23 protein-coding genes are annotated in these 21,447 nt (G+C 76.8%); 12 read left to right on the forward strand and 11 right to left on the reverse strand.

From position 1 onward, the window contains the following. Positions 1 to 124 precede the first annotated feature (124 nt). A complete protein-coding gene (locus BMZ33_RS00750) occupies positions 125 to 538 on the forward strand; it encodes a TIGR03618 family F420-dependent PPOX class oxidoreductase (RefSeq protein ID WP_091106813.1) in 414 nt (137 codons plus the stop codon). Positions 539 to 617: 79 nt separating this feature from the next. On the opposite strand, the gene BMZ33_RS00755 is transcribed toward BMZ33_RS00750, so the two are convergent. Then, the gene (locus BMZ33_RS00755) at positions 618 to 1,469 is read right to left on the reverse strand and encodes a helix-turn-helix domain-containing protein (RefSeq protein WP_091106815.1); all 852 of its coding nucleotides are present in this window, start codon (positions 1,467 to 1,469) and stop codon (positions 618 to 620) included. Positions 1,470 to 1,505: 36 nt separating this feature from the next. Here BMZ33_RS00755 and BMZ33_RS00760 point away from each other — a divergent pair, with 36 nt between their 5' ends. Genes BMZ33_RS00760 through BMZ33_RS00780 form a run of 5 tightly spaced genes read left to right on the forward strand, consistent with a single transcriptional unit; the run spans position 1,506 to position 4,600 of the window. After that, positions 1,506 to 2,060, forward strand: coding sequence for a TIGR03086 family metal-binding protein (locus BMZ33_RS00760; protein WP_091106816.1), 555 nt, complete (start codon positions 1,506 to 1,508; stop codon positions 2,058 to 2,060). 29 nt (positions 2,061 to 2,089) lie between these two features. Continuing rightward, positions 2,090 to 2,980, forward strand: coding sequence for an alpha/beta fold hydrolase (locus BMZ33_RS00765; RefSeq protein ID WP_091106818.1), 891 nt, complete (start codon positions 2,090 to 2,092; stop codon positions 2,978 to 2,980). A 32-nt stretch (positions 2,981 to 3,012) separates the two neighbouring features. Next, positions 3,013 to 3,660: a class I SAM-dependent methyltransferase gene (locus BMZ33_RS00770; protein WP_091106820.1), complete on the forward strand. Its 648-nt coding sequence runs from the start codon at positions 3,013 to 3,015 to the stop codon at positions 3,658 to 3,660. Beyond that, positions 3,657 to 4,214 carry a hypothetical protein gene (locus tag BMZ33_RS00775; RefSeq protein ID WP_091106822.1) on the forward strand — a complete coding sequence of 186 codons (558 nt, stop codon included), beginning with the start codon at positions 3,657 to 3,659 and terminating at the stop codon, positions 4,212 to 4,214. The genes BMZ33_RS00770 and BMZ33_RS00775 overlap by 4 nt, the downstream gene beginning before the upstream one ends. Next, entirely contained in the window at positions 4,211 to 4,600 is a 390-nt protein-coding gene (locus BMZ33_RS00780) for a DUF4267 domain-containing protein (RefSeq protein ID WP_091106824.1), read from the forward strand. The genes BMZ33_RS00775 and BMZ33_RS00780 overlap by 4 nt, the downstream gene beginning before the upstream one ends. A 1-nt stretch (position 4,601) precedes the next feature. Here BMZ33_RS00780 and BMZ33_RS00785 read toward each other — a convergent pair whose 3' ends face one another. The 3 genes from BMZ33_RS00785 to BMZ33_RS00795 all read right to left on the reverse strand — a co-directional run bounded on the left by BMZ33_RS00785 (position 4,602) and on the right by BMZ33_RS00795 (position 7,803). Further along, complete coding sequence (locus BMZ33_RS00785) at positions 4,602 to 5,114, reverse strand: NUDIX hydrolase (RefSeq protein ID WP_169063704.1); 513 nt, start codon at positions 5,112 to 5,114, stop codon at positions 4,602 to 4,604. 86 nt (positions 5,115 to 5,200) lie between these two features. Beyond that, complete coding sequence (locus BMZ33_RS00790) at positions 5,201 to 5,980, reverse strand: sporulation protein (protein WP_091106827.1); 780 nt, start codon at positions 5,978 to 5,980, stop codon at positions 5,201 to 5,203. Beyond that, on the reverse strand, positions 5,962 to 7,803 hold the full coding sequence (locus BMZ33_RS00795) for a SpoIIE family protein phosphatase (RefSeq protein ID WP_091106829.1): 1,842 nt from the start codon (positions 7,801 to 7,803) through the stop codon (positions 5,962 to 5,964). Before BMZ33_RS00795 ends, BMZ33_RS00790 begins: the two co-directional genes overlap by 19 nt. A gap of 81 nt (positions 7,804 to 7,884) precedes the next feature. Between BMZ33_RS00795 and icmF the strand changes: the two genes are divergently transcribed. Beyond that, positions 7,885 to 11,121, forward strand: coding sequence for a fused isobutyryl-CoA mutase/GTPase IcmF (gene icmF / locus BMZ33_RS00800; protein ID WP_091106831.1), 3,237 nt, complete (start codon positions 7,885 to 7,887; stop codon positions 11,119 to 11,121). Continuing rightward, a complete protein-coding gene (locus BMZ33_RS00805; RefSeq protein ID WP_169063705.1) occupies positions 11,121 to 11,951 on the forward strand; it encodes a helical backbone metal receptor in 831 nt (276 codons plus the stop codon). The genes icmF and BMZ33_RS00805 overlap by 1 nt, the downstream gene beginning before the upstream one ends. 20 nt (positions 11,952 to 11,971) lie before the next feature. Here BMZ33_RS00805 and BMZ33_RS00810 read toward each other — a convergent pair whose 3' ends face one another. Together BMZ33_RS00810 and BMZ33_RS00815 are read right to left on the reverse strand one after the other, a co-directional pair. Continuing rightward, complete coding sequence (locus tag BMZ33_RS00810; RefSeq protein ID WP_091106835.1) at positions 11,972 to 12,550, reverse strand: GNAT family N-acetyltransferase; 579 nt, start codon at positions 12,548 to 12,550, stop codon at positions 11,972 to 11,974. A 9-nt stretch (positions 12,551 to 12,559) separates the two neighbouring features. Continuing rightward, entirely contained in the window at positions 12,560 to 13,129 is a 570-nt protein-coding gene (locus tag BMZ33_RS00815) for a hypothetical protein (RefSeq protein WP_091106837.1), read from the reverse strand. Positions 13,130 to 13,194: 65 nt separating this feature from the next. Between BMZ33_RS00815 and BMZ33_RS00820 the strand changes: the two genes are divergently transcribed. Beyond that, the gene (locus BMZ33_RS00820) at positions 13,195 to 13,488 is read left to right on the forward strand and encodes a hypothetical protein (RefSeq protein WP_091106840.1); all 294 of its coding nucleotides are present in this window, start codon (positions 13,195 to 13,197) and stop codon (positions 13,486 to 13,488) included. Positions 13,489 to 13,526: 38 nt separating this feature from the next. On the opposite strand, the gene BMZ33_RS00825 is transcribed toward BMZ33_RS00820, so the two are convergent. Together BMZ33_RS00825 and BMZ33_RS00830 are read right to left on the reverse strand one after the other, a co-directional pair. Then, the gene (locus tag BMZ33_RS00825) at positions 13,527 to 13,871 is read right to left on the reverse strand and encodes a VOC family protein (protein WP_169063706.1); all 345 of its coding nucleotides are present in this window, start codon (positions 13,869 to 13,871) and stop codon (positions 13,527 to 13,529) included. 128 nt (positions 13,872 to 13,999) lie between these two features. Beyond that, positions 14,000 to 14,593, reverse strand: a complete 594-nt coding sequence (locus BMZ33_RS00830) for a dihydrofolate reductase family protein (RefSeq protein ID WP_169063707.1) — start codon at positions 14,591 to 14,593, stop codon at positions 14,000 to 14,002. A 71-nt stretch (positions 14,594 to 14,664) separates the two neighbouring features. Between BMZ33_RS00830 and BMZ33_RS00835 the strand changes: the two genes are divergently transcribed. After that, complete coding sequence (locus BMZ33_RS00835; RefSeq protein WP_091106844.1) at positions 14,665 to 15,105, forward strand: flavodoxin family protein; 441 nt, start codon at positions 14,665 to 14,667, stop codon at positions 15,103 to 15,105. A gap of 25 nt (positions 15,106 to 15,130) precedes the next feature. Further along, on the forward strand, positions 15,131 to 16,504 hold the full coding sequence (locus BMZ33_RS00840; protein ID WP_091106846.1) for an FAD-dependent oxidoreductase: 1,374 nt from the start codon (positions 15,131 to 15,133) through the stop codon (positions 16,502 to 16,504). Between the two features lie 4 nt (positions 16,505 to 16,508). On the opposite strand, the gene BMZ33_RS00845 is transcribed toward BMZ33_RS00840, so the two are convergent. Then, entirely contained in the window at positions 16,509 to 17,642 is a 1,134-nt protein-coding gene (locus tag BMZ33_RS00845; RefSeq protein ID WP_091106848.1) for a MalY/PatB family protein, read from the reverse strand. 33 nt (positions 17,643 to 17,675) lie between these two features. On the opposite strand from BMZ33_RS00845, the gene BMZ33_RS00850 reads away from it, so the two are divergent. Next, positions 17,676 to 18,566: a diacylglycerol/lipid kinase family protein gene (locus BMZ33_RS00850; protein WP_091107796.1), complete on the forward strand. Its 891-nt coding sequence runs from the start codon at positions 17,676 to 17,678 to the stop codon at positions 18,564 to 18,566. Here the strand turns inward: BMZ33_RS00850 and BMZ33_RS00855 are convergent. Next, on the reverse strand, positions 18,549 to 19,568 hold the full coding sequence (locus BMZ33_RS00855; RefSeq protein ID WP_091106850.1) for an LLM class flavin-dependent oxidoreductase: 1,020 nt from the start codon (positions 19,566 to 19,568) through the stop codon (positions 18,549 to 18,551). The genes BMZ33_RS00850 and BMZ33_RS00855 overlap by 18 nt on opposite strands. A gap of 58 nt (positions 19,569 to 19,626) precedes the next feature. Beyond that, complete coding sequence (locus tag BMZ33_RS00860; protein WP_169063708.1) at positions 19,627 to 21,360, reverse strand: GAF domain-containing SpoIIE family protein phosphatase; 1,734 nt, start codon at positions 21,358 to 21,360, stop codon at positions 19,627 to 19,629. Positions 21,361 to 21,447 lie beyond the last annotated feature (87 nt).

Here is a 21,447-nt window from a genome sequence, read left to right on the forward strand (position 1 = left end):
GCGGGGCGAGCCCCGTGGCACGCCGGCTGTGTGACGCGCGGGGTGGACGATACGCCGTCGTCCCGAACCGGCCGGCGGCACGGCCGTCGCGCGTGGCGGCGCCCGCCACGGGTAGGGGAGCGGCGTGGCGGACACCCAGGACGGACCCGAGCTGCACCCGGTCACCCGCGAGCTCGCGGAGGGCCCCAACTACGCGGCGATCAGCACCCTGCTGCCCAGCGGGCGCATCCAGACGCAGTACATCTGGGTGGGCACCGACGGGCAGCGGGTCTACGTCAACACCGAGACCGGACGGCGCAAGTTCGAGAACCTGCAGCGCGACGCCCGGGTGACGCTGGCGATCCGCGACGAGTCCGACCCCTACCGCTTCGCCGAGGTGCGCGGCCGGGTGGCCGAGACCTCGACCGGCCCGGAGGCGCGGGCGCAGATCGACGAGCTGTCGCAGAAGTACGACGGGCGCCCCTACCCGCCGGAGAACATCACCACCGAGCGGGTGACGATCTGGATCGAGCCGGAGCGGCAGGTCGTCTCCGGCTGACGGTGCCCGCCGTCGACCCGGGGTCGCCTCCGCGCGCCGGGGACGACACCAGGTCGACACCCGGCGGGGCGGGCGCCGGCTACCGGTCCCCGTAGCGGGCGGCGAACTCGCCCGGCGTCATGCCGGTCACCCGCGCGAAGTCGCGGGTGAGGTGCGGCTGGTCGGCGTAGCCGAGCTCGGCGGCCAGCTGGGCCACGGTCGTCGTCCGCTCGCGCAGCCGGCCGGCCGCCTCATGCAGCCGGCGGCGCTGCACGAGCCACTTGGGCGTCAGCCCGAGCCGGCGCGACACCAGCCGCTGCAGCGCGCGCTCCGACAGCCCCGTCTCCGCGCACAGCTGGTCGACGCGGGTGAGGTCCGGCCGCGACTCGACCAGGGCCACCACCCGGTCGACCAGCAGCCCGTCGGCGTCCACGGGCAGGAAGCGGGTGAGCACGTCCTCGTAGACCGCCATCGCGGCGGCGTGCGCGCCGGGCGAGGACGGGTCACCGGCCATCGCCGCGCGCACCCCCGCGGTCAGTTGCGCGCCGTCGTCCCCGAGCACCGCGGAGACGTCGACGTGCCGGTCGGTGTAGGGCGCCACCGGGCCGCCGGCGACCAGCGCGCCGGCGGCGGGGGTGAGCATGACGCCGACCGCCCAGCCGTCACCGGAGAGCGTCGTCGTCGACAGGCCCTGCACCACGCCGTGGAACCGGGCGTAGTCGGGGGAGACGACCACCAGGCAGGCGGGGTACTGCAGCACCCGCTGCACCGACTCCTGTCCCGGCGGCACCGACCACACCGGGATCCAGAACCGCTGCACCAGCGGGGCCAGCGGCCCGGCCACCTCGTAGCGGTGGACGACGGCGGTCGCGTCGCGCGGGTCGCGCAGGTGCGCGCGCTCGATCGCGTCGGGCCGGCCCGGGGCGGGGGAGGACGCGGTGTCGGGTTCCATCAAGACCCAGGCTGCCGCACCCGCCAGCCTGGCGTCATGGACACGCTCACCACCCCCGTCGCGGCCGCCTACGCCGCCGCCCTCGAACCGCTGCTCGCCGTCGTCGACGCCGTCCCGGCCGGCGGCTGGGACGCGCCCTCGCCGTGCGAGGGCTGGACCGCCCGCGACGTCGTCGGGCACCTGGTCGACACCCAGCGCGAGTTCCTCACCGGCCGGGGGATCGACCTCGGCCCCGCGCCCGACCTCACCGACCCCGCCGCCGGGCTGCGCGACCACGCCCAGCGGGTGCTGGCCGCCGTCGGCGAGCCCGCCGTCGCCGGGCAGCGGTACGACGGCTTCGCCGGCCCCACGACGGTGGGGGAGACCCTCGAGGAGTTCTACGTCTGGGACCTCGTCGTCCACCGCTGGGACCTCGCCACCGCCACCGGCCAGGACGCCGCGCTGACCGACGCCGAGCTCGACCGCGTCGAGGACGGGGCCCGCAGCTGGGGCGACGCCCTCTACACCGACGGCATCTGCAGGCGGCTGGAGGCGCCGGAGGGCGCGGGCCGGCAGGCGCAGGTGCTGGCGCTGCTGGGCCGCCGCGCCTGACTCCCGCGCCGACCGGGTAGCCGGGGGGCGTGCACACCGCCAGCACCGACCCCGCCGACGGCCCCCGCGAGGGCCGGCTCGAGCTCCGCGACGGCCGCACGCTGGCCTACGCCGAGTGGGGCGACCCCGAGGGCCGGCCGGTGCTCGGCTGCCACGGGTCGCCCAGCTCCCGGCTGGAGCACCACGTCGAGGACCCGGCCGCCTACCGCCGCTGGGGCGTGCGGCTGGTCGTCCCCGACCGGCCCGGCTTCGGCAACTCCGACCCGCAGCCGGGCCGGCGGGTGACCGACTGGCCCGCCGACGTCGTCCAGCTGCTCGACACCCTCGGCATCGGCCGCACCGCCGTGCTCAGCCTCTCCGGCGGCGCCGCGTACGCGCTGGCCTGCGCGCACGCCCTGCCCGACCGGGTGTCGGCGGTCGGCGTGCTCGGTGGCGCCCCGCCGCCCGACGTCCCGTGGCCGTGGCCGGGCTGGCTGCCGACGTCCGTCCGCGCCGCCGCGCACCGTCCCTCGGCGGCGGCGACGGCGCTGCTGCGCCCGGCCTTCGCGCCGCTGACCGTCCGCCCGCAGCTGCTGCCCCGCTACCTGCAGCTGCGGCTCAACCCCGCCGACCGCCGGGTGCTCGGCCGGCCGGCCGTGCGGCGGGTGCTGGCGCGCACCTTCACCGAGGGGCTGCGGCAGGGCGCGGGCGCGCTCGCCGAGGACCGGGCGCTGCTGTTCCGGCCGTGGGGCTTCCCGGTGGGCGAGGTGCGCCAGCACGTGCGCATCTGGCACGGCACGCAGGACTGGCAGGTGCCCGTCGCGCTCGGCCGGGTGCTGGCCGCGATGCTGCCCTCGGTGGACGCGCGCTGGTACGCCGGGGAGGGGCACTTCCTCGTCTTCGACCACGCGCGGGACGTCTACCGGGAGCTGCTGTCGTGAGTGCGCGGCGGCGGATCGGGTAGCCGGGCGCCATGGCCCCGACCAGCGAAGCCACCGACCGGCGCGGCAGCAGCTCCGTGCCGCCCACCTACGTGAACGCGAACCGGCTGTGGGTGGACTCCCGCCTCCGGTACCTGGCCGGCCGGCAGGTCGAGGGGCGCATCCTGGCGCGGCTCGGCGCCCGTGGCGCGACGGCCGTGGAGATCGGCACCGGCCGCCGGGGGCTGGGTGCACGGGTGGCCGTCGAGCGGTTCGGCGCCACCGAGGTGACCGCCTTCGACCTGCACCCCGCCTCGGTCGGCCGGGCCCGGGTGCGCTGCGCCGACCTCGCCGACCGGGTCACCTTCCGGGTCGGCGACGCGACCGCGCTCCCCGTGGACGACGCGCGCGTCGACCTGGTCGTCGACTTCCACGCGCTGCACCACATCCCCGACTGGCGGGCCGCCGTCGCCGAGGCCGCGCGGGTGCTGCGGCCGGGCGGGCTGCTGGCCCTCACCGAGATGACCGCCCGCTTCGTCGACGCGCCGTGGCTGCGCGCGGTCTCCCGCCACCCGGCCGACCGGTTCTCCACCGACGAGCTGGTCGCGGAGCTGGGCCGCGCGGGCCTCGACGTCCCGCCGGGGAGGCTGCGGCGGGCGGCCGGTGACCGCTGGGTGCAGGCCGTCGCCACCCGCAGGTGAGCCCGGCCGCGGCCGTCCGGGGGGCCCTGGCGCTGCTGCGCCGGCACGCCGGGCGGGTCTACGCCGTGTCGCTCGCGGTCACGCTGGTCAACACCGTGCCCGACGTGCTGCGCCAGTTGCTGGTGTACGGCGACCCGAGCCGCGCCCACGCGCTGCTGGTCGACGTCGTCGGCTTCACCACCGGCCTGATCGCCCAGCTGTGGCTCACCGGCGCGCTCACCGGCCTGCCCGCCGACGGCCGGGTGCGGGCGCGCGGCGCGCTGGGCCGGGGGACGGCGACGGCGCTGCGGGCGGTGCGCACCTCCCCGGCCGCGGTGCTCGCCGGCGTCGTCCTCGGCGGCGGTGTCTCGGCGCTGGTCACCCTCCCGCCGTCGGTGGCCGCGCTCGGGGGGGACGGCGTCCTCGGCCCGCTGGACGCCCCGTCGGTGGCGGCGTTCACCGTCGCCACCGTCAGCGACGTCGTCGCGAGCGCTCTCACGCTGCCCTTCCTCGCCCTGGTGCTGGTGCTGGTCGCCGGTTCGACCAGGCAGTTCGCGGGCAAGGGCCGCGGGTGAGCAGCCTGAGCAGCAGGGACTGGGACGTCACCCGCACGACCGTCGGGTCGCTGTCGATGTGGATCGGGGGCGCGGCGCTGTTCGCCCCGCGCTGGATCTCCGGCGTGCTGGGGGTGCGGCCCGACGCCGCCCGCGGCGACGTCGCGCTGCCGCTGCTGGTCCGGCTCGCGGCCGCCCGCAACATCGCGATGGGCGCGGCGCTGCTGGGCACGCCGGCGCCGCAGGCCCGCCGCACCACCGAGGTGGCGCTGCTGCTCACCGCCCTCGACGCCGCCGCGGTGTGGACCTCCCGCGCCGAGGGCGACGTGGCCCGCCGCAGCGCCGTCCTGTCGGGCGTCGTGCTGGCGGTGGCCTCCTACGGCACCGCCCGCTGGCACCGCCGCTGAGCTAGCGCCAGGCGAACACCGGTGCCTCGAGGTGCGCGACGCGGGTGGTCTCGCCGCGGCAGACCAGCCGGCAGAACTGGTGGACCACCGCGGCGGTCGGGGCGTGCACCCACCCCCCGAGCAGCGGCAGCCGGATGACCGGGGCGTCGGACTCGGGGATGGACACCAGCTGCGGGTCGACGTCGAGGTCGGCCAGCGGGACCTGGTAGGCCGCGGCCACCTCGGCCTCGGCCGGTGCGAGCTCGCCGGTGGCACCGGCCCACACGACCACCGGCGTCATCACGTAGCCCGAGCGGGTGACGTAGTCGTCGAGCAGGCCCAGGACGTCCTCGGGCCCGCGGAGCAGCCCGACCTCCTCGGCCAGCTCGCGGAGCGCCGCCTCCACCGCGCCCTCGCCGGGGTCGAGCCGCCCGCCCGGCAGCGCCCACTGGCCGGCGTGCGCGCGCAGCCCCGCGGCGCGGCGGGTGACCAGCAGGGCGGGCACGTCGTCGGCGCAGGTGACGCAGACGGCCACGGCGGCCTGGCGCAGCTCGGGCCGGTCGGCCGCGCGGCGCGGGAACGCCCGCAGCCGCGCGGCCGTCGTCCGCTGGTCGGGGGTGCTCAGAGCCAGCCGCGCCGGGCGCCGAGCTGGCGGACCGCCGCGTCGAGCTGCGCGGCCACCGCGGACACGTCGGTGTCGGTGTGGCGCAGCTGCAGCCGGGCGCCGACGTCGCGGCCCTCGGTGAACAGCCCGCCGCGCCGGTCGACCTCCAGCACGACCTCCACGCCGTGCGGGCCGGCCAGGAAGGTCACCTCCAGCTCGTTGACCCGGCCGCGCAGCGACGACGGCGGGGCGAACTCGACCTCCTGGTAGAAGGGCAGGTCGCTGCCGGCCAGCCGGCCCTTCTCGACGTCGGCGCCGCGGAAGGCGAAGCCCAGGCCGGACAGCGCGGCGATGACCGTGCGCTGCACCGGCAGCGGCTCGACGACGACGGCGTCGAGGTCGCCGGGGTCGCTCGCGCCGGGGATGTCGACCCGGGTCCGCAGGCCGATGGAGACCCCGCGCAGCGTCCACCCGTCGACGGCGGTGAACGGGCACTGCCACGGCACGGGGAAGCTGAACGGCACGGCCGCCTTGACGCCCGGCTCGATCCGGCCGGCGCCGGCGACCACGGCGGTGCCGAAGACGACGTCCTCGCGCCACTCGTGGTCGCCGCTCTCGACCTCGACGCGCGCCTGCAGCGACACCCGGCACTCGGCGATGTCCTGGGCGACCTGGCCGCCGGTGAGGTGCACGGTGCCGGTGACGGTGCCGCCGGGCGTGGTGACGGGGGAGTCGAGGACGGTGTCGACGCTGGCGTTGCCGGCGCCGAGCTTCGCCATCAGGTTGCGGAAGGCCATGAGGGGAGTGCTCCGTTCGGATCGGGGACGGCGGGCACTCTGGCACCACGCGCGGGGGCCGGGGAGGGTTCCGCGCGCGGTCCCGGCCCCGGGTGCACCCGCAGGGCGAGCAGCGCGACGTCGTCGGCCCGCTGCGGGGCGAGCCGGGCGAGCAGGGCGTCGCAGACCTCCTCCGCCGGCAGCTCCGCGAGGTCGCCGGCCGCCGCGAGCAGCCGGTCGAGGCCCGCGTCGAGGTCGGCGTCGCGGCGCTCGACGAGGCCGTCGGTGTAGAGGACGACGGTCGTCCCGGGCGGCAGCGCCTCCACGCCGTCGTGCCGGGCCCTCGTGGGGTCCACCCCGAGCAGCAGGTCGGGGCGGCGGTCGAGCAGCCGGGGCGCGCCGGCGGGCGGCACCACCAGCGGGGGCAGGTGCCCGGCGCTGGACCAGGTCAGCGTCCGCGGGCCGGGAGCGCCCTCCGGGGCCGGGCCGACGCGGGCGAGGACGGCGGTGACCAGGGTGCCCATCCCGAGCGCGGCCAGCGCGCCGTCGAGCACGCCGAGCACCTGCGACGGCGGGCCCGGCACGGCGTGCGCGATGCCGCGCAGCATGTTGCGCAGCTGGCCCATCACCGCGGCGGCCATCCGGTCGTGGCCGGTGACGTCGCCGATCACCACCGTCGTCGTCCCCCCGGCGGAGGCGAAGGCGTCGTACCAGTCGCCGCCGACCTGCGCCTCCTGCGCCGCGGGCCGGTACCGGACGGCGAGGTCCAGGCCGGGCGGGCGGGGCGGGTCGGTGAGCAGCGAGCGCTGCAGGGTCTCGGCGAGGCTGCGGGTGGCCGAGGCGCGGCGGCGCTCCTCCTCCAGGCGGGTGACCCGGTCCAGGGCCTGCGCGGCCTGCGCGGCGAAGGCCTCGAGCACCCCGACGTCCCCCTCGCCGAACACCTGCGGCGCGGTCCAGCCGAGGGTCAGCGAGCCCAGCAGGCGACCGCCGGTGCGCAGCGGCAGGGCCACCCACGCCCGGAGCCCCGGCGTCGGGGGTGGCTGCGCGCCGGCGTCGCCCACCAGCACCGTCCGGCCGCGGGCGGCGACCGCCGCGGGGTCCTGGCCGCCGGCGGGCACGCTGCGGCCCACGGGCGCGCCGTCCTCGGTGAGGACGAGGTCCCCGGTGCGCGGCTCGGGCAGGGCGAGGGCCAGCAGGTCGGCGTGGAACGCGGCCCGGCCCCCCTCGACCAGCCGGGCGACCAGCTCGGCGCGGTTCTCCGCCGACGCCAGCCCGGACACCGCCGCGGCGAGTCCGGCCAGCGCCCGGGCGGTGCGCCGCTGCCGCTCGCCCAGCGCGCGCAGCTCGGCGTTGGCCTGCTCCAGCTCACGGGTGCGCGAGAGCAGGTCGGCCTCCACGTCGGCCACCCGGCGCCGGCCGGCGTCGGCCCGCTCGCGCGTGCGCACGTAGTCGGTGATGTCCTCGGTGCGGTGCAGCAGGAAGGCGACACGGCCGTCGTCGTCGAGGACCGGCACGTGCACCGGGCTCCAGTACCGCTCCTCGAAGGTGCCGTCGGGCCGGGGGATGTCGTACTTCTGGATCTGCATCACCACCGGCCGGCCGGTGTCGCGGGCCTCCTCGAGCGTCGTGCGCAGGTTGACCGGCCCGTCGGCCGCGGGGTCGTCGGGGGGCATCGGGAAGACGTCGAACAGGAACCGGCCGACGGTGTCCTCGGGCGTCATCGCCGCGTTCTGCAGCAGCGCCCGGTTGGCCCGCACGATCACCAGGCCGGGGGTGAGCAGCACCAGCGGCACCGGCGCGACGTCGAAGACGCGCACCCAGTCGGCTCCCGGCACCTCGCTCACCCCCGTCCCGTGCCCAGGTGCGCCGGACCGGACACGCCGAGATGGTTGGACGTCCTACTAGTTGGGGCCTACCGTGCAGCCATGCCCTCCGCGGAGCTGCACGTGCCCGTCCACCCCGTCCGCTTCGTCACCGCGGCGAGCCTGTTCGACGGGCACGACGCGGCGATCAACGTCATGCGGCGGCTGCTGCAGAGCCAGGGCGCCGAGGTGGTGCACCTCGGGCACGACCGCAGCGTCGACGCCGTCGTCCGGGCCGCGCTGGAGGAGGACGTCCAGGGCGTCGCCGTCTCCTCCTACCAGGGCGGTCACGTCGAGTACTTCGGCTACCTGGTCGACCGGCTGGCGGAGGTCGGCGCCTCGCACGTCAAGGTCTTCGGCGGCGGCGGGGGCGTCATCGTGCCCGAGGAGATCGCCGCGCTCCGGGAGCGGGGCGTGCGGATCTTCAGCCCCGAGGACGGCGCCCGCCTCGGCCTGCCCGGGATGATCAACGAGCTGATCCGCACCTGCGACGTCGACCTGACCACCGACCGGCCCGACGCCGACGCGCTGCTGACCGGCGACCCGCGCGCGCTGGCCCGGGCGATCACCGTGCTGGAGGCCGGCGCCGACGAGGCGCTGGCCGCCCGCGTCCGCGAGGCCGCCGCCGCGCGCACCGTGCCGGTGCTGGGCATCACCGGCACCGGCGGCTCGGGCAAGTCCTCGCTCACCGACGAGCTGCTGCGCCGGCTGCGCCGCGACCAGGAGGACAAGCTGCGCGTCGCCGTCCTCGCCATCGACCCCACCCGCCGCCGTGGCGGCGGCGCGCTGCTCGGCGACCGGATCCGGATGAACGCGCTGGAGTCGGGGGAGGGCTCGCACACCTTCTTCCGCTCGATGGCCACCCGCACCGCCGGCGCGCAGGTGCCCGAGCACCTCGACGACGTGCTCGCCGCGGTCAAGGCCGCCGGCTTCGACCTGGTCGTCGTGGAGACGCCGGGCATCGGGCAGGGCGACGCGGCGATCGTGCCGTTCAGCGACGTCTCGCTCTACGTCATGACGCCGGAGTTCGGTGCGGCCAGCCAGCTCGAGAAGATCGACATGCTCGACCTCGCCGACGTCGTCGCCATCAACAAGTTCGAGCGCCGCGGTGCGGAGGACGCCCGCCGCGACGTCGCCCGGCAGATGGTGCGCAACCGCGAGGCGTTCGGGCAGCCGTGGGAGCAGATGCCGGTGTTCGGCACCAGTGCCGCCCGGTTCGACGACGACGGCGTCACCGCGCTGTACCAGGAGCTGCTCCGCCTGCTGGTGGACGAGGGGCTGCCCGCGGGCTCCGGCGTGCTGCCGCGGGTGGACGTGCGGGCCTCGACCGGGCTGTCCAGCGTCGTCCCCTCGTCGCGGGCCCGGTACCTGGCCGACGTCGCCGAGGCGGTGCGCGGTCACCACCGGGTCACCGCGGAGCAGGCCGCCGTCGTCCGCCGCCGCCAGCACCTGACCACCGCGGCGGAGGTGCTGGAGGGTGCGGCCGCCGACGCGGCGCGCGAGGCGGCGGCCGCCGCCGACCGCGAGCTGCTGCCGGAGGTGCGCACGCTGCTGGAGGAGTGGCCGGCGCGGGTGGAGCAGTACTCGGGCGACGAGTACGTCTACACCGTGCGCGGCAAGGAGATCCGCACGCCGCTGACCCGCGAGACCCTCTCGGGCACGAAGGTGCCGCGGGTGGCGCTGCCCCGCACGCAGGACGCCGGCGAGCTGCTGGGCTTCCTGCGGCGGGAGAACCTGCCGGGCGCGTTCCCGTACACGGCCGGCGTCTTCCCGTTCAAGCGCTCGGGGGAGGCCCCGGCGCGGATGTTCGCCGGCGAGGGCGACGCGTTCCGCACCAACCGGCGCTTCCGGGTGCTGTCGGCGGGCAACGAGGCCACCCGGCTGTCGACGGCGTTCGACTCGGTCACCCTCTACGGCCGCGACCCCGACCCGCGCCCCGACGTCTACGGCAAGGTCGGCACGTCGGGCGTCTCGATCGCCACGCTCGACGACATGCGGGTGCTCTACGACGGGTTCGACCTGTGCTCCCCGACGACGTCGGTGTCGATGACGATCAACGGGCCGGCGCCGGCGGTGCTGGCGATGTTCATGAACACCGCGATCGAGCAGCGCCTCGACCGGTTCCGCGAGGAGGAGGGGCGCGAGCCCGACGCGGGGGAGGCCGAGGAGATCCGCGCCTGGGTGCTGTCGACCGTCCGCGGCACGGTGCAGGCCGACATCCTCAAGGAGGACCAGGGCCAGAACACCTGCATCTTCTCCACCGAGTTCGCGCTGCGCTGCATGGCCGACATCCAGCAGTGGTTCATCGAGCACCGGGTGCGCAACTTCTACTCGGTGTCGATCTCCGGCTACCACATCGCCGAGGCCGGGGCGAACCCCATCAGTCAGCTGGCCTTCACGCTGGCCAACGGCTTCACCTACGTCGAGGCCTACCTGGCACGCGGCATGGCGATCGACGACTTCGCGCCCAACCTGAGCTTCTTCTTCAGCAACGGGATGGACGCCGAGTACACGGTGATCGGCCGGGTGGCCCGGCGGATCTGGGCGGTGGCCATGCGCGACCGCTACGGCGCCAACGCCCGCTCCCAGCAGCTGAAGTACCACGTGCAGACGTCGGGCCGGTCGCTGCACGCGCAGGAGATGGACTTCAACGACATCCGCACCACGCTGCAGGCGCTGTGCGCGATCTACGACAACGCCAACTCGCTGCACACCAACGCCTACGACGAGGCGGTGACCACGCCGTCGGAGCACTCGGTGCGCCGCGCGCTGGCCATCCAGATGATCATCGACCGGGAGTGGGGGCTCGCCGGCAACGAGAACCCGCTGCAGGGGTCGGCCGTCGTCGACGAGCTGACCGACCTGGTCGAGGAGGCGGTGCTGGCCGAGTTCGACCGGATCGCCGAGCGCGGCGGCGTGCTGGGTGCCATGGAGACCGGCTACCAGCGCGGCAAGATCCAGGACGAGTCGATGCTCTACGAGCACCGCAAGCACGACGGGTCGCTGCCGATCGTCGGCGTCAACACGTTCCTCGACCCGCACCGCGACGAGACCCCGCCGAAGCCGGTGGAGCTGGCGCGGGCCACCGAGGCGGAGAAGCAGTCGCAGCTGCAGCGGCTGGCCGACTTCCAGGCCCGGCACGCCGACGAGGCACCGGCCGCGCTGGCGCGGCTCCAGGAGGCGGCGACGTCGGGCGGGAACGTGTTCGAGGCGCTGATGGACGCCGTCCGGTCCTGCTCGCTCGGGCAGATCTCGGAGGCCTTCTTCGAGGTGGGCGGCCAGTACCGCAGGAACGTCTGATGGAGGGCCCCGCTGCCCCCCACCACTCGCTCCGCTCGTGGCGGGACCCTGCAGCGGGGCCGTTCCGGCACGTCACCACCGATGACCTCGGGGAGCCGGTGCCGCTGGCCGGGCCGCCGCGGCGGGTGGTGTCGCTGGTGCCCTCGCTCACCGAGGCGCTGGCGGTCACCGTGCCCGACCGGCTGGTGGGTGCCACCGACTGGTGCACCCACCCGGCCGGCCTCGACGTCGCCCGCGTGCGGGGGACCAAGAACCCCGACCGGGCCGCGATCGCCGCGCTCGGGCCGGACCTCGTCGTCTGCAACCGGGAGGAGAACCGGAGGCTCGACGTCGACCGGCTGCGCGCGGCCGGCGTGCCGGTGTGGGTGACGGTGATCGAGACCGTCGAGGAGGCGCTGGCCTCGATGCGCCGGCTGTTCGCCGAGGTGCTCGACGTGGGGGAGCCGGCCTGGCTGACGGCCGCCGCCCGCGAGTGGTCCCGGCCGGCACTCTCGCCCTCCCGCCGGGCGGCCGTGCCGGTCTGGCGGGACCCGTGGATGGTGGTCGGCCCGCGCACCTTCACCGGCGACGTGCTGGCCCGGCTCGGGCTGGCCAACGTCTTCGGGGCGGGGGAGGACCGCTATCCGCACGTCGCGGTCGACGACGTCCTGGCGGCGCGGCCCGACGTCGTCCTGCTGCCCGACGAGCCGTACCTGTTCACCGCCGACGACGGCCCCGAGGCGTTCCCCGGCGTGCGGTCGGTGCTGGTGTCCGGGCGGGCGCTGACCTGGTACGGCCCGTCGCTGGCCACCGCCCGCGCGCAGCTGCTCGCGGCGCTCGGGGACCGCTGACCGGTCCGTCGCCCGGCGGCTCAGGCGAGGGAGCGGCGCACGAGCACCCGGGGGAAGCCGCCGGCGACGGCGTCGGTGTCGGCGACCTTGGTGAACCCGGCCGCCTCGAACAGCCTCCGCGTGCCGACGTAGGCCATCGTCGTGTCGACCCGCCGGTCCCCGCTGTCGGCCGGGTAGCCCTCGACGGCGGGGGCACCCTGCGACGCCGCGTAGTCGACGGCGCCGCGGACGAGCGCGTGCGCGACGCCCTGCCCGCGGTGGCCGGGGCGCACCCGCACGCACCACAGCGACCACACCGGCAGGTCGTCGACGTGCGGGATCTTCGTCGACCGCTCGAAGGGCAGCTCCGCCCGTGGCGCGACGGCGGCCCAGCCGACCACCTCGCCACCGTCGTAGGCCAGCACACCCGGGGCGACCGGACGGCGGGTCAGCTCGCGGACGTACTCGCGCCGTGCCGTCCCCACCAGCTCGCGGTTGGTGCGCGAGTCGACCCGGTGACTGAGGCACCAGCAGACGTTCGCGTCGGGGTTCCTCGGCCCGAGCACCGTGGCGACGTCGTCGAAGACTTCCTCCGTGGCCGGCCGGACCTCGATGCCCATCGCGCGACGCTAGCGGCCGGGCGCGACGCCCGCGAGGAACCGCGCCACGATCCCCGTCCACCGCTCGCGGGCGGCCTCGTTGGCCTCGGGGGTGGGCAGCCCCACCTGGGTGGCCACGAGGGACGCCGTCCCGTTCCGCTTCGGCTCGCTGGTGACCACCACCGACGAGCCGTCGACGGCCCGCGTCCGCCAGGTGGTGCGGCGGTCGGTGCCGCTGACCCTCGGGGTCCCGCCGGCCACGACCTCCTGCACGGCGGCGTCGCCGTCGGCGAAGGCCCGCCAGCGCGCCATGAGCTCGGTCATCGGCAGCGGCGTCGCCCGGCTGACGCTCGTCTGGAAGGTGCCGTCGGAGCGCTGCCCCGGCACCCGCCGGCCGATGTGGTGCTCGTAGGCGACGGTCACCGACTGCGTCCACCAGCCGCGCTGCTCGAATACGTCACCGAGCTCCTCGTACACGCGCAGCGCGATCGCCCCGTGGTCGAGGTCGCGCGCGCCGATCGCGTCCAGGAAGCGCAGCCACTCGTCCCACGTGCGGCCCGTGGTCCGCTCGATCGGCCCGATGCGGGGGTTGACCGGCATGCGCGCGATCCTGCCGGACCCGCGATCAGGGCGGGCCGGACGTCGTCGGCGTGCCACCATGCGCCATGAGCAGCGACGTCGCCGTCGAGGTCAGCGCCCTGGCGATCAACGTCACCGTCCCCGAGGACCTGCGCTGGACCGACACCCGGCGCGGCGAGGAGTTCCTGCTGACCACGCTCAACGTCCGCCTGCTGCCCGACGGGCACCTCGCGGCGAAGGCGTACGGCCGGCCCACCGCCGGCGGCCGCGGTGCCTACGTCTCCTTCCCCGTCCCCGCCCGGGAGGAGCTGGTGTCGCTGGTGTCCGACGCGGCCGACCGCGCCGCGCAGCTCTGGTCGGCCCACCGCGGCCCCGGCTGAGGCCGGCCGTCCGCGGCCCGCGCGGCCCCGACGGACCCTCAGTCGACCGGTGCCCCGCCGAAGCCGATCTCGTCGCCGTCCGGGTCCCGGTAGGTGACCTTCCGGACCCCGTCGGCGTACGTCTCCCGCTCGGCCGGCTCGATGCGCGGGGCGGCGATCCCCGCGCCCCACGCGTCGAGGTCGTCGACGAACAGCGTGTGCATCGCGTGGCCGGCGTGCGCGGGCCGCAGGTCGGTGTACACGCACCGGTGCCCGCCGAGCTCCCACACGGCCTCGACGTCGTCGGGCCGGATGGCCGGGGCCGCGCCGAGCAGCGGCTCGTACCAGGCCAGCACCCGCCCGTGGTCGCTCACCGGGATGCCCGCGAACAGCTCCACCGCCACGGCCGGAGGCCGGCCCGGTCGGTGCTCCCGGACTCCGGTGGGCCCCGACGAGGTCTGCGGCGCCGACCTGCCCTGCGCCCGGGCCGTGGTCGCCGACGCCGCGAGCCGCACGGGGACGGCGTCCGGCGTCAGCGCGCGCGGTCGTAGACGGCGCAGTGTGCCCCGGTGCCGGAGACGGTGCTGCCGGTGAGCGTCCAGCGGGCGGGGGACGGGTCGTCGTCGAAGAGGCGCGGGCCGTCGCCGAGCACCTCGGGGCACCAGACGACGGCCAGCCGGTCGAGGGCGTCGACGGCCAGCAGCCGGGTGACGACGCTCCCGCCGAGGACGAGGACGTCGCCCCCGCGCTGGCGGCGCAGGTGGGAGGCGACCTGGAACGGGTCGACCTCGAGCACCCAGCTGTTGGCCCACCCCGCCTCGGTCATGGTGGCGGAGAAGACGATCTTCTCGACGTCGTCGAGCCAGCCGGCGAACGCGCGGTCGCGGGCGTCGGCGGCGGCGTCGCCGGCCACCGGCGGCCAGGCCCCCCGGGCGCGCACGAAGTCGTCCTCGCCGAGCAGCGCGGTCGTCGCCGCGGCGTGCAGCCGCTCCCGGTGCTCGCGGACGGCGTCGTCGCGCAGGTGCGGCGCGGCCCAGTCCGGGGCGTCGGAGGCGCCGGCGACGCGCCCGTCCAGCGTCGCGAGGACGCTGCCGACCAGGGTCCTGCCGCCGCCTGCTCCGGGCACGCCGCCCATCAGACCAGCGCGCGCCCGGCGGCACCAGACGGTCGCGGCCCGCCGTGGGCAGGATGGGCGGCATGCCGCGGCTGCTCGTCGTCCACCACACGCCCTCGCCGAACCTGCAGGCGGTGCTGGAGGCGGTCCGGGAGGGCGTGGCGATGGTGGCGGAGGCCGAGCTGGCCGAGCGGCCGGCGCTGTCGGCCGGGCCGGCCGACCTGCTGGCCGCCGACGGCGTGCTGCTGGGCACCCCGGCCAACATCGGCTACATGAGCGGCGCGCTCAAGCACTTCTTCGACACCGTCTACTACCCCTGCCTGGACGCCACCGTCGGGCTGCCCTTCGGCGTCTACGTGCACGGCGGCGACGACACCGCCGGTGCGCTCAGGGCGATCGGCACGATCACCGGCGCGCTGCGGTGGAGGCAGGTCGCCGCACCGCTGAGCCTCACCGGCGCCCCCACCAAGGACGACCTGGAGGCGGTCCGCGAGCTCGCCGCCACCGTCGCGGTGAGCCTGTAGCCGCGCGGCGCCCTAGCCTGCGAGGGTGAGCAAGCGCCTCGTCGTCATCGGAGGGGACGCCGCCGGGGGCAGCGCGGCGTCGCAGGCGAAGAAGCGGCGGCCCGACCTCGACGTCGTCCTGTTCGAGCGCGGCCGGGCGACCTCGTACTCCGCCTGCGGCATCCCGTACTGGATCGCCGGCACCGTGGAGCGCGAGACGCAGCTGGTCGCCCGCACTCCCGAGCAGCACCGCGCCGCCGGCCTCGACGTCCGGATGCGGACCGAGGTGGTCGGCATCGACACCGACGAGGGGGTCGTGCACTGGCGCGACCTCGAGACCGGCACCGAGGGCACCGAGGGCTACGACGACCTCGTCTACGCCACCGGCAGCGTGCCGATGCGCCCGCCGGTCGAGGGCATCGACGCGCAGGGCGTGTACGGGGTGCAGGTGCTCGACGACGGCGTCGCGCTGCGGGCCGAGCTCGACAGCGGACGCGTGCAGCGGGTCGTCGTCGTCGGCGGCGGCTACATCGGGCTGGAGATCGCCGAGGCCTGCCGGATCCGCGGGCTGGAGGTCACCGTCGTCGACCTGTCGGCCACGCCGGTGGGCACCTTCGACCCCGACGTCGGCGCGATCATCGCCGAGGCGGTCCGCTGCGAGGACATCGAGCTGGTGCTCTCCGACGGCGTCGCCGCCATCGACGTCGGCCCCGACGGGAGGGCCCGCGCGGTGGTCACCCGGAGCGGCCGCGAGCTGCCCGCCGACCTCGTCGTCCTGGGCCTGGGCGTGCGGCCGAACGTGCGGCTGGCCCAGGAGGCCGGCATCCCGCTGGGCACCTCGGGCGGCATCGCCGTCGACCAGCGGATGCGCACCCAGGTCCCCGGGGTGTGGGCGGCCGGCGACTGCGTCGAGTCGGTGCACCGCCTGTCGAAGCAGCGGGTGGTGGTGGCGCTCGGCACCCACGCCAACAAGCAGGGCCGGGTGGCCGGCATCAACATCGGCGGCGGGTACGCCACCTTCCCCGGCGTCATCGGGACGGCGATCACGAAGATCTGCGCCACCGAGGCCGCCCGCACCGGGCTGTCGGAGGCCGAGGCCGAGGCGGCCGGGTACTCCTTCGTCACCGCGGCGGTGGACTCGACGACCAAGGCCGGCTACTTCCCGGGCGCCACCCCGATCCGGGTCAAGATGATCGCCGAGCGCCGCAGCGGCCGGCTGCTGGGCGCCCAGGTGGTCGGCAAGGAGGGGGCGGCCAAGCGGGTCGACGCGCTGGCGATCGCCATCTGGAACGAGATGACCGTCGACGAGGTGCTCTCCCTCGACCTGTCCTACGCCCCGCCGTTCGCGCCGGTGTGGGACCCGGTGCTCATCGCCGCGCGCAAGGCGTTCGAGGCCGTCGAGGCCGACACCCGCAGCTGACCGCTCAGCGCAGTGCCGCGCCCATCCGCTCGACGACCCGCTCGAGCACCGGGGCCGGCGTGGCGAAGTTCAGCCGCACCGCGCCCCGGCCGGCCGCGCCGCAGCGCCCGCCGTCGACCACCGCGACCCCGGCCCGCGCCAGCAGCAGGTCGCCCGGCCGGTCGGCGTCGAGGCCCTCCAGCCAGGCCAGGTAGGTGCCCTCCGGCGGGGTGTACCGGACGCCGGGCAGGTGTGCGGCGACGAGGTCGGCGAGCAGCCGGCGGTGCCCGTCGAGGACGACGAGCAGCTCGTCGAGCCAGGCCCCGCCGTCGGTGTAGGCCGCGGTGTTGGCCACGGCTCCCAGCGTCGAGGCGCCGTGCTCGACGGGGTGGCCCACCTCCGCCCACAGCGCCGCGTCCGCCTCGTTGGTCAGCACCAGCTGCGCGCACTTGAGCCCGGGGAGGTCCCACGCCTTGGACGCCGAGGTCGCCGTGACCGCCTGCCGGGCGGGCACCTCGCCCAGCGACGCGTAGGGCACGTGCCGGTGCCCCGGGTACACCAGCGGCGCGTGGATCTCGTCGGCGAAGACCCGCCCGCCGTGCCGGTCGACCACCTCGGCGACGGCCAGCACCTCCGCCGGCTCCAGCACCCGGCCGACCGGGTTGTGCGGGTTGCACAGCACCAGCAGGTGCCCGCCCGCGAGGAAGGCGGCGTCGAGCGCGTCGAGGTCGTAGACGAACCGGTCGCCGTCGCGGGCCATCGGCACCTCGAGCACCTCGCGGCCCAGCGCCGGCGGCACCTCCAGGAACGGCATGTAGGCCGGCGTGGGCAGCACGACCGGCGAGCCGGGGCGGGAGAGGTGGGTGATCGCCGCGGACAGGCCGGCCAGCACGTCGGGCAGCGGCCGCACCCGCTCCGGCGGCACGTCCCAGCCGTGCCGCTCGCGCAGGAACCCGGCGGTGGCCCGGGCCATGTCCCCGGCCAGCCAGTCGGGCAGGTAGCCGAGCAGGCCGCGGTCGACCGCCTCGTGCAGCGCCCGGGTCACCGCCGGTGCCGTGCCCAGGTCCGACTCGGCCACCCACGCGCCGAGCGCGCCGGGGTGGCGCGTCCACTTCAGCCCGCCGCGTGCCCGCAGTCGCTCGATGAGGTCGTCGGCCACGTGCCGATCCTGCCCGGCTGCGACGATCCGGGCATGACGCTGCTCGTGGTGGTCAACCGGTCGGCCGGCACGGCGGACGACGAGGCGCTGGACACCGCCCTCGACGTCCTCCGCGGCGGCACCGACGTCGAGGTGGCCGCCACCGCCGACGCCGGGGAGCTGGACCGGGTGCTGGCCGGTCTCGACGGCCGACGGCCGGTGGTGGCCGGCGGCGACGGGTCGCTGCACGCCGCGGTCGCCGCGCTCGACCGCGCCGGTGCCCTCGACCGGCCCCTGGGGGTGCTGCCGCTGGGGACCGGCAACGACCTGGCGCGGGCGCTCGGACTGCCGCTGGACCCGGCCGAGGCCGCCGCGGTGGTGCTCGGCGGGGCGGCGCGGCCGCTGGACCTGCTGCGCGACGACGCCGGCGGCATCGTCGTCAACGCGGTGCACGCCGGGGTCGGCGCCGACGCGGGGGAGCGCGCCCACCGGCTCAAGGACACCCTCGGCGCGGTCGCCTACCCGCTCGGCGCCGCCGTCGCCGGCGTCACCACGCCGGGGTGGCGGCTGCGGGTGGAGGTCGACGGCGCGGCCGTGACCGACGGCGGCACCCCGGTGCTGATGGCCGGGGTGTGCAACGGGCCGACCATCGGCGGGGGCACCGCGCTGGCGCCCGACGCCCGCCCGGACGACGGCCTGGCCGACGTCGTCGTCGTCACCGCGACCGGCCCGGCGGCGCGGGCGGCGTTCGCCGCGGCGCTGGCCACCGGCCGGCACGCCGGGCGCGACGACGTCGTGGTCGTCCGCGGGCGGGAGGTGTCGCTGTCCGGCGAGCCCGTCGGGCTCGACGCCGACGGCGAGCTGCAGGACCCGGTGACCGCCCGCACCTGGCGCGTGCAGCCGGCCGCCTGGTCGGTGCTGGTGCCCTCAGCTCCCGGCCGGTGACCAGCCCAGCAGCGGGCCCAGCCGGGTGGCGGTGTCGGTGAGGATCTGCTCGTGGTCGGCCTCGGCGAAGCTGAACGGCAGCGCGAACACGACCTCGGTGACCTCGCGGAAGCCCGCGTGCGCGTACAGCGCCTCGGCGACCTGCTCGGAGCTGCCGACCAGGTCGGGGGCGAACAGCAGCCGGCCCGGGCCCTGCGGGACGCCGACCCGCGGCGCGCGCGCCTCGGCGTAGGCCGCGTAGCGGGCCCGCTGGTCGGGCGTCGCGGTGTCGGTGGGCACGACGACCAGGCCCTGCGACACCCGCCCGGTGCCCCCGGCCGCCCGGTACGCGCGGACCTGCCCGGCCTGGATGTCGGCGAAGTCGGTGCTGCCACCCTCGGCGCGCACCACGCTGCTGGTCAGCAGGTTCATCCCCGCCTGCCCGGCCCACTCCGCCGAGCGGGTGCTGGCGGCGCCGTACCAGAGCCGCGCCCGCAGGCCGGGGGAGTGCGGCTGCACCCGGTCCGACCACTCCTCGACGACGCCCTCACGGCCGGAGAACGTCGCCGCGGGCTCGCCGGCGACCAGCCGCAGCAGCCGCTCGACGCGGGTGTGGGAGAGGTCCTCGGCGTCGGCGGTGTCGGGGTAGAGCGCGCCCTTGACGTCGTCCCAGTGCACCGGCGGGCCGACGCTGACGCCGGGCTGCAGCCGGCCGCCGGAGAGGACGTCGACGGTGGCGAGGTCCTCGGCCAGCCGCAGCGGGTTCTCCCAGCCCAGCGGGGTGACCGCGGTGCCCAGCGCGATCCGCGACGTCCGCTGGGTGGCCGCGGCGAGGACGGCGACCGGCGAGGAGATGCCGTACTGCAGGTGCCGGTGCCGCAGCCACGCGCTGTCGAGACCGAGCCGCTCGCCGAGCTCGATGACGCGCAGCGTGGCCTCGTGGCCGGCGCGCGGGTCGGCCGGGTCGAACGTGCCGATGGTGAGGAAGCCGAGCTGCTCGAGCGGGGCGCCGGGGGCGGGCACGGGTGCGATCCTGCCCGCCCCCGGACCCACCGGCGCCGGCCCGGTTCCCGCAGGCCGGTCAGGGGACGGGCGACACCCGGACGGCGAGCAGCGCGACGTCGTCGTCGGTGGACCCGGGCACGCCCGCGAGCAGCCGGTCGAGCAGGTCGTCGAGCGAGCCGGCGTCGTCCCCGGCGAGCGCCTCGGCGAGCCGGGCGATGCCGCTGTCGAGGTCGGTGCGGCGTCGCTCGACCAGCCCGTCGCTGTAGAGCAGCACGGTGCTGCCGGGCGCGAGCCGGGTGCTGTGGGTGGCGCGCGGGCGGGCGGGGTCCAGGCCGACCAGGAGGTCCGGGGTGGAGGCGAGCACCTCGACGGTGCCGTCGGGGGAGCGCAGCAGCGGTGGCGGGTGGCCGGCGTTGCTCCACGACAGCACGCGGCCGCCGTCGTCGCCGGGGTCGACCCGGGCCACCACGGCGGTGGCCAGCGCGCCGACCCGGAGCCCGGCCACCGCGGCGTCGAGGCGGTCGACGGCGTGGGCGGGCGGCTCCCCGGACTCGTAGGCGAAGCCGCGCAGCATCGACCGCAGCTGGCCCATGGTCGCCGCGGCGCGGACGTCGTGGCCGGTGACGTCCCCGATGACCAGCACGGTGGCGCCGGCGGAGTCCTCGAAGGCGTCCCACCAGTCGCCGCCCACCTGCGCGCCGGCGCTGCTGGGCAGGTAGCGGGCGGCCAGCTCCAGGCCGGGCGGGGCGGGCAGCTCGCCGAGCAGGGCCCGCTGCAGGGTGGTGGCGACCGACTCCTGCTCGGCCAGCAGCACCGCGCGGGCCACGGCCTGGGCGGTGTACCGGGCGAGGGCCAGCACGAGGCCCTCCTCGGTGGGGGTGAACGCCCGTGGCGTGTCCCAGACCAGGCTGAGCGTGCCGGGGAGGTCGCCGGCCACCGGGAGGGGCAGGTGCGCCGAGGCCTCGAAGGGTGCCGGACCCCCGGCCGCCGACGCGGCCGCGGGGAACCGCGCCAGCGTGGTGGCGGCGTCGGGCAGGAGGACCGCCCGGCCGGTCGCCAGGGCCGCCGTCGGCGGGTGGTCGGTCCCGAGCGGCAGCGACGGCCACGCCGGGGTCTCGTCGCCCGGGCGGGCGGCGGGGGGCACCAGGTGCAGCCGCCGGGTGCGCGGGTCGACCAGCCCGAGGTAGCTCCGCACGGTGCCGAGGACCTCCGTGGCGGCGGCCGTGACGGCGGCGGCGACGTCGGGGAGCGTGACGGCGTCGGCCAGGGTCTCGGCGAACCGCAGCAGGAGGCGGTTCTGCTCACCGGCCTGCTCGGCGGCCCGGCGTGCCGCGTCGGCGTCCCGGGTGGCGGCGCGCAGCCGCAGCTCCGAGGCGGCGAGCCCGGCGATCTGGGTGAGCACCGCGATGTCGGTGTCGGTCCACTCGCGCGGCCGGCCGTCGATGGCGCAGACCGCCCCGACGACCTCGCCGTCGGGGCCGAGCAGGGGCACGCCGCAGTAGGCGATGACGCCGAGGTCGCCGACGGCGCCGTTGTCGGCCAGCACCTCCACCTGCCGGGCGTCGCCGACCACCAGCGGCTGCGCGCTCTGCCGCACGTACTGGCAGAAGGAGTGCGACAGCGGGGTGCGCCGGAGGACCTGCCACGGCAGCGGCAGGCCGACCGCGCCGGGGAAGACCTGCTCGTCGGGGCCGACCAGGCTCACCAGGGCGGTGGGGACGTCGAGCAGCGTGCGGACCAGCGCGACGAGCCGGTCGAAGTCGGCGTCGGCGACCGCCGGGTCGCCGGCCGAGCCGTCCGCGCTGGTCACGGGCCCACGGTAGCCGGGGGTGGGACGACGGTCCGGTGCGGTGTCGCACGCCGCGGCCGCGACCGCGGCTGCGGCCCGGTGGCGCCG

The sequence above is a fragment of the Geodermatophilus dictyosporus genome (assembly GCF_900115505.1).
Lineage (GTDB): Bacteria > Actinomycetota > Actinomycetes > Mycobacteriales > Geodermatophilaceae > Geodermatophilus > Geodermatophilus dictyosporus.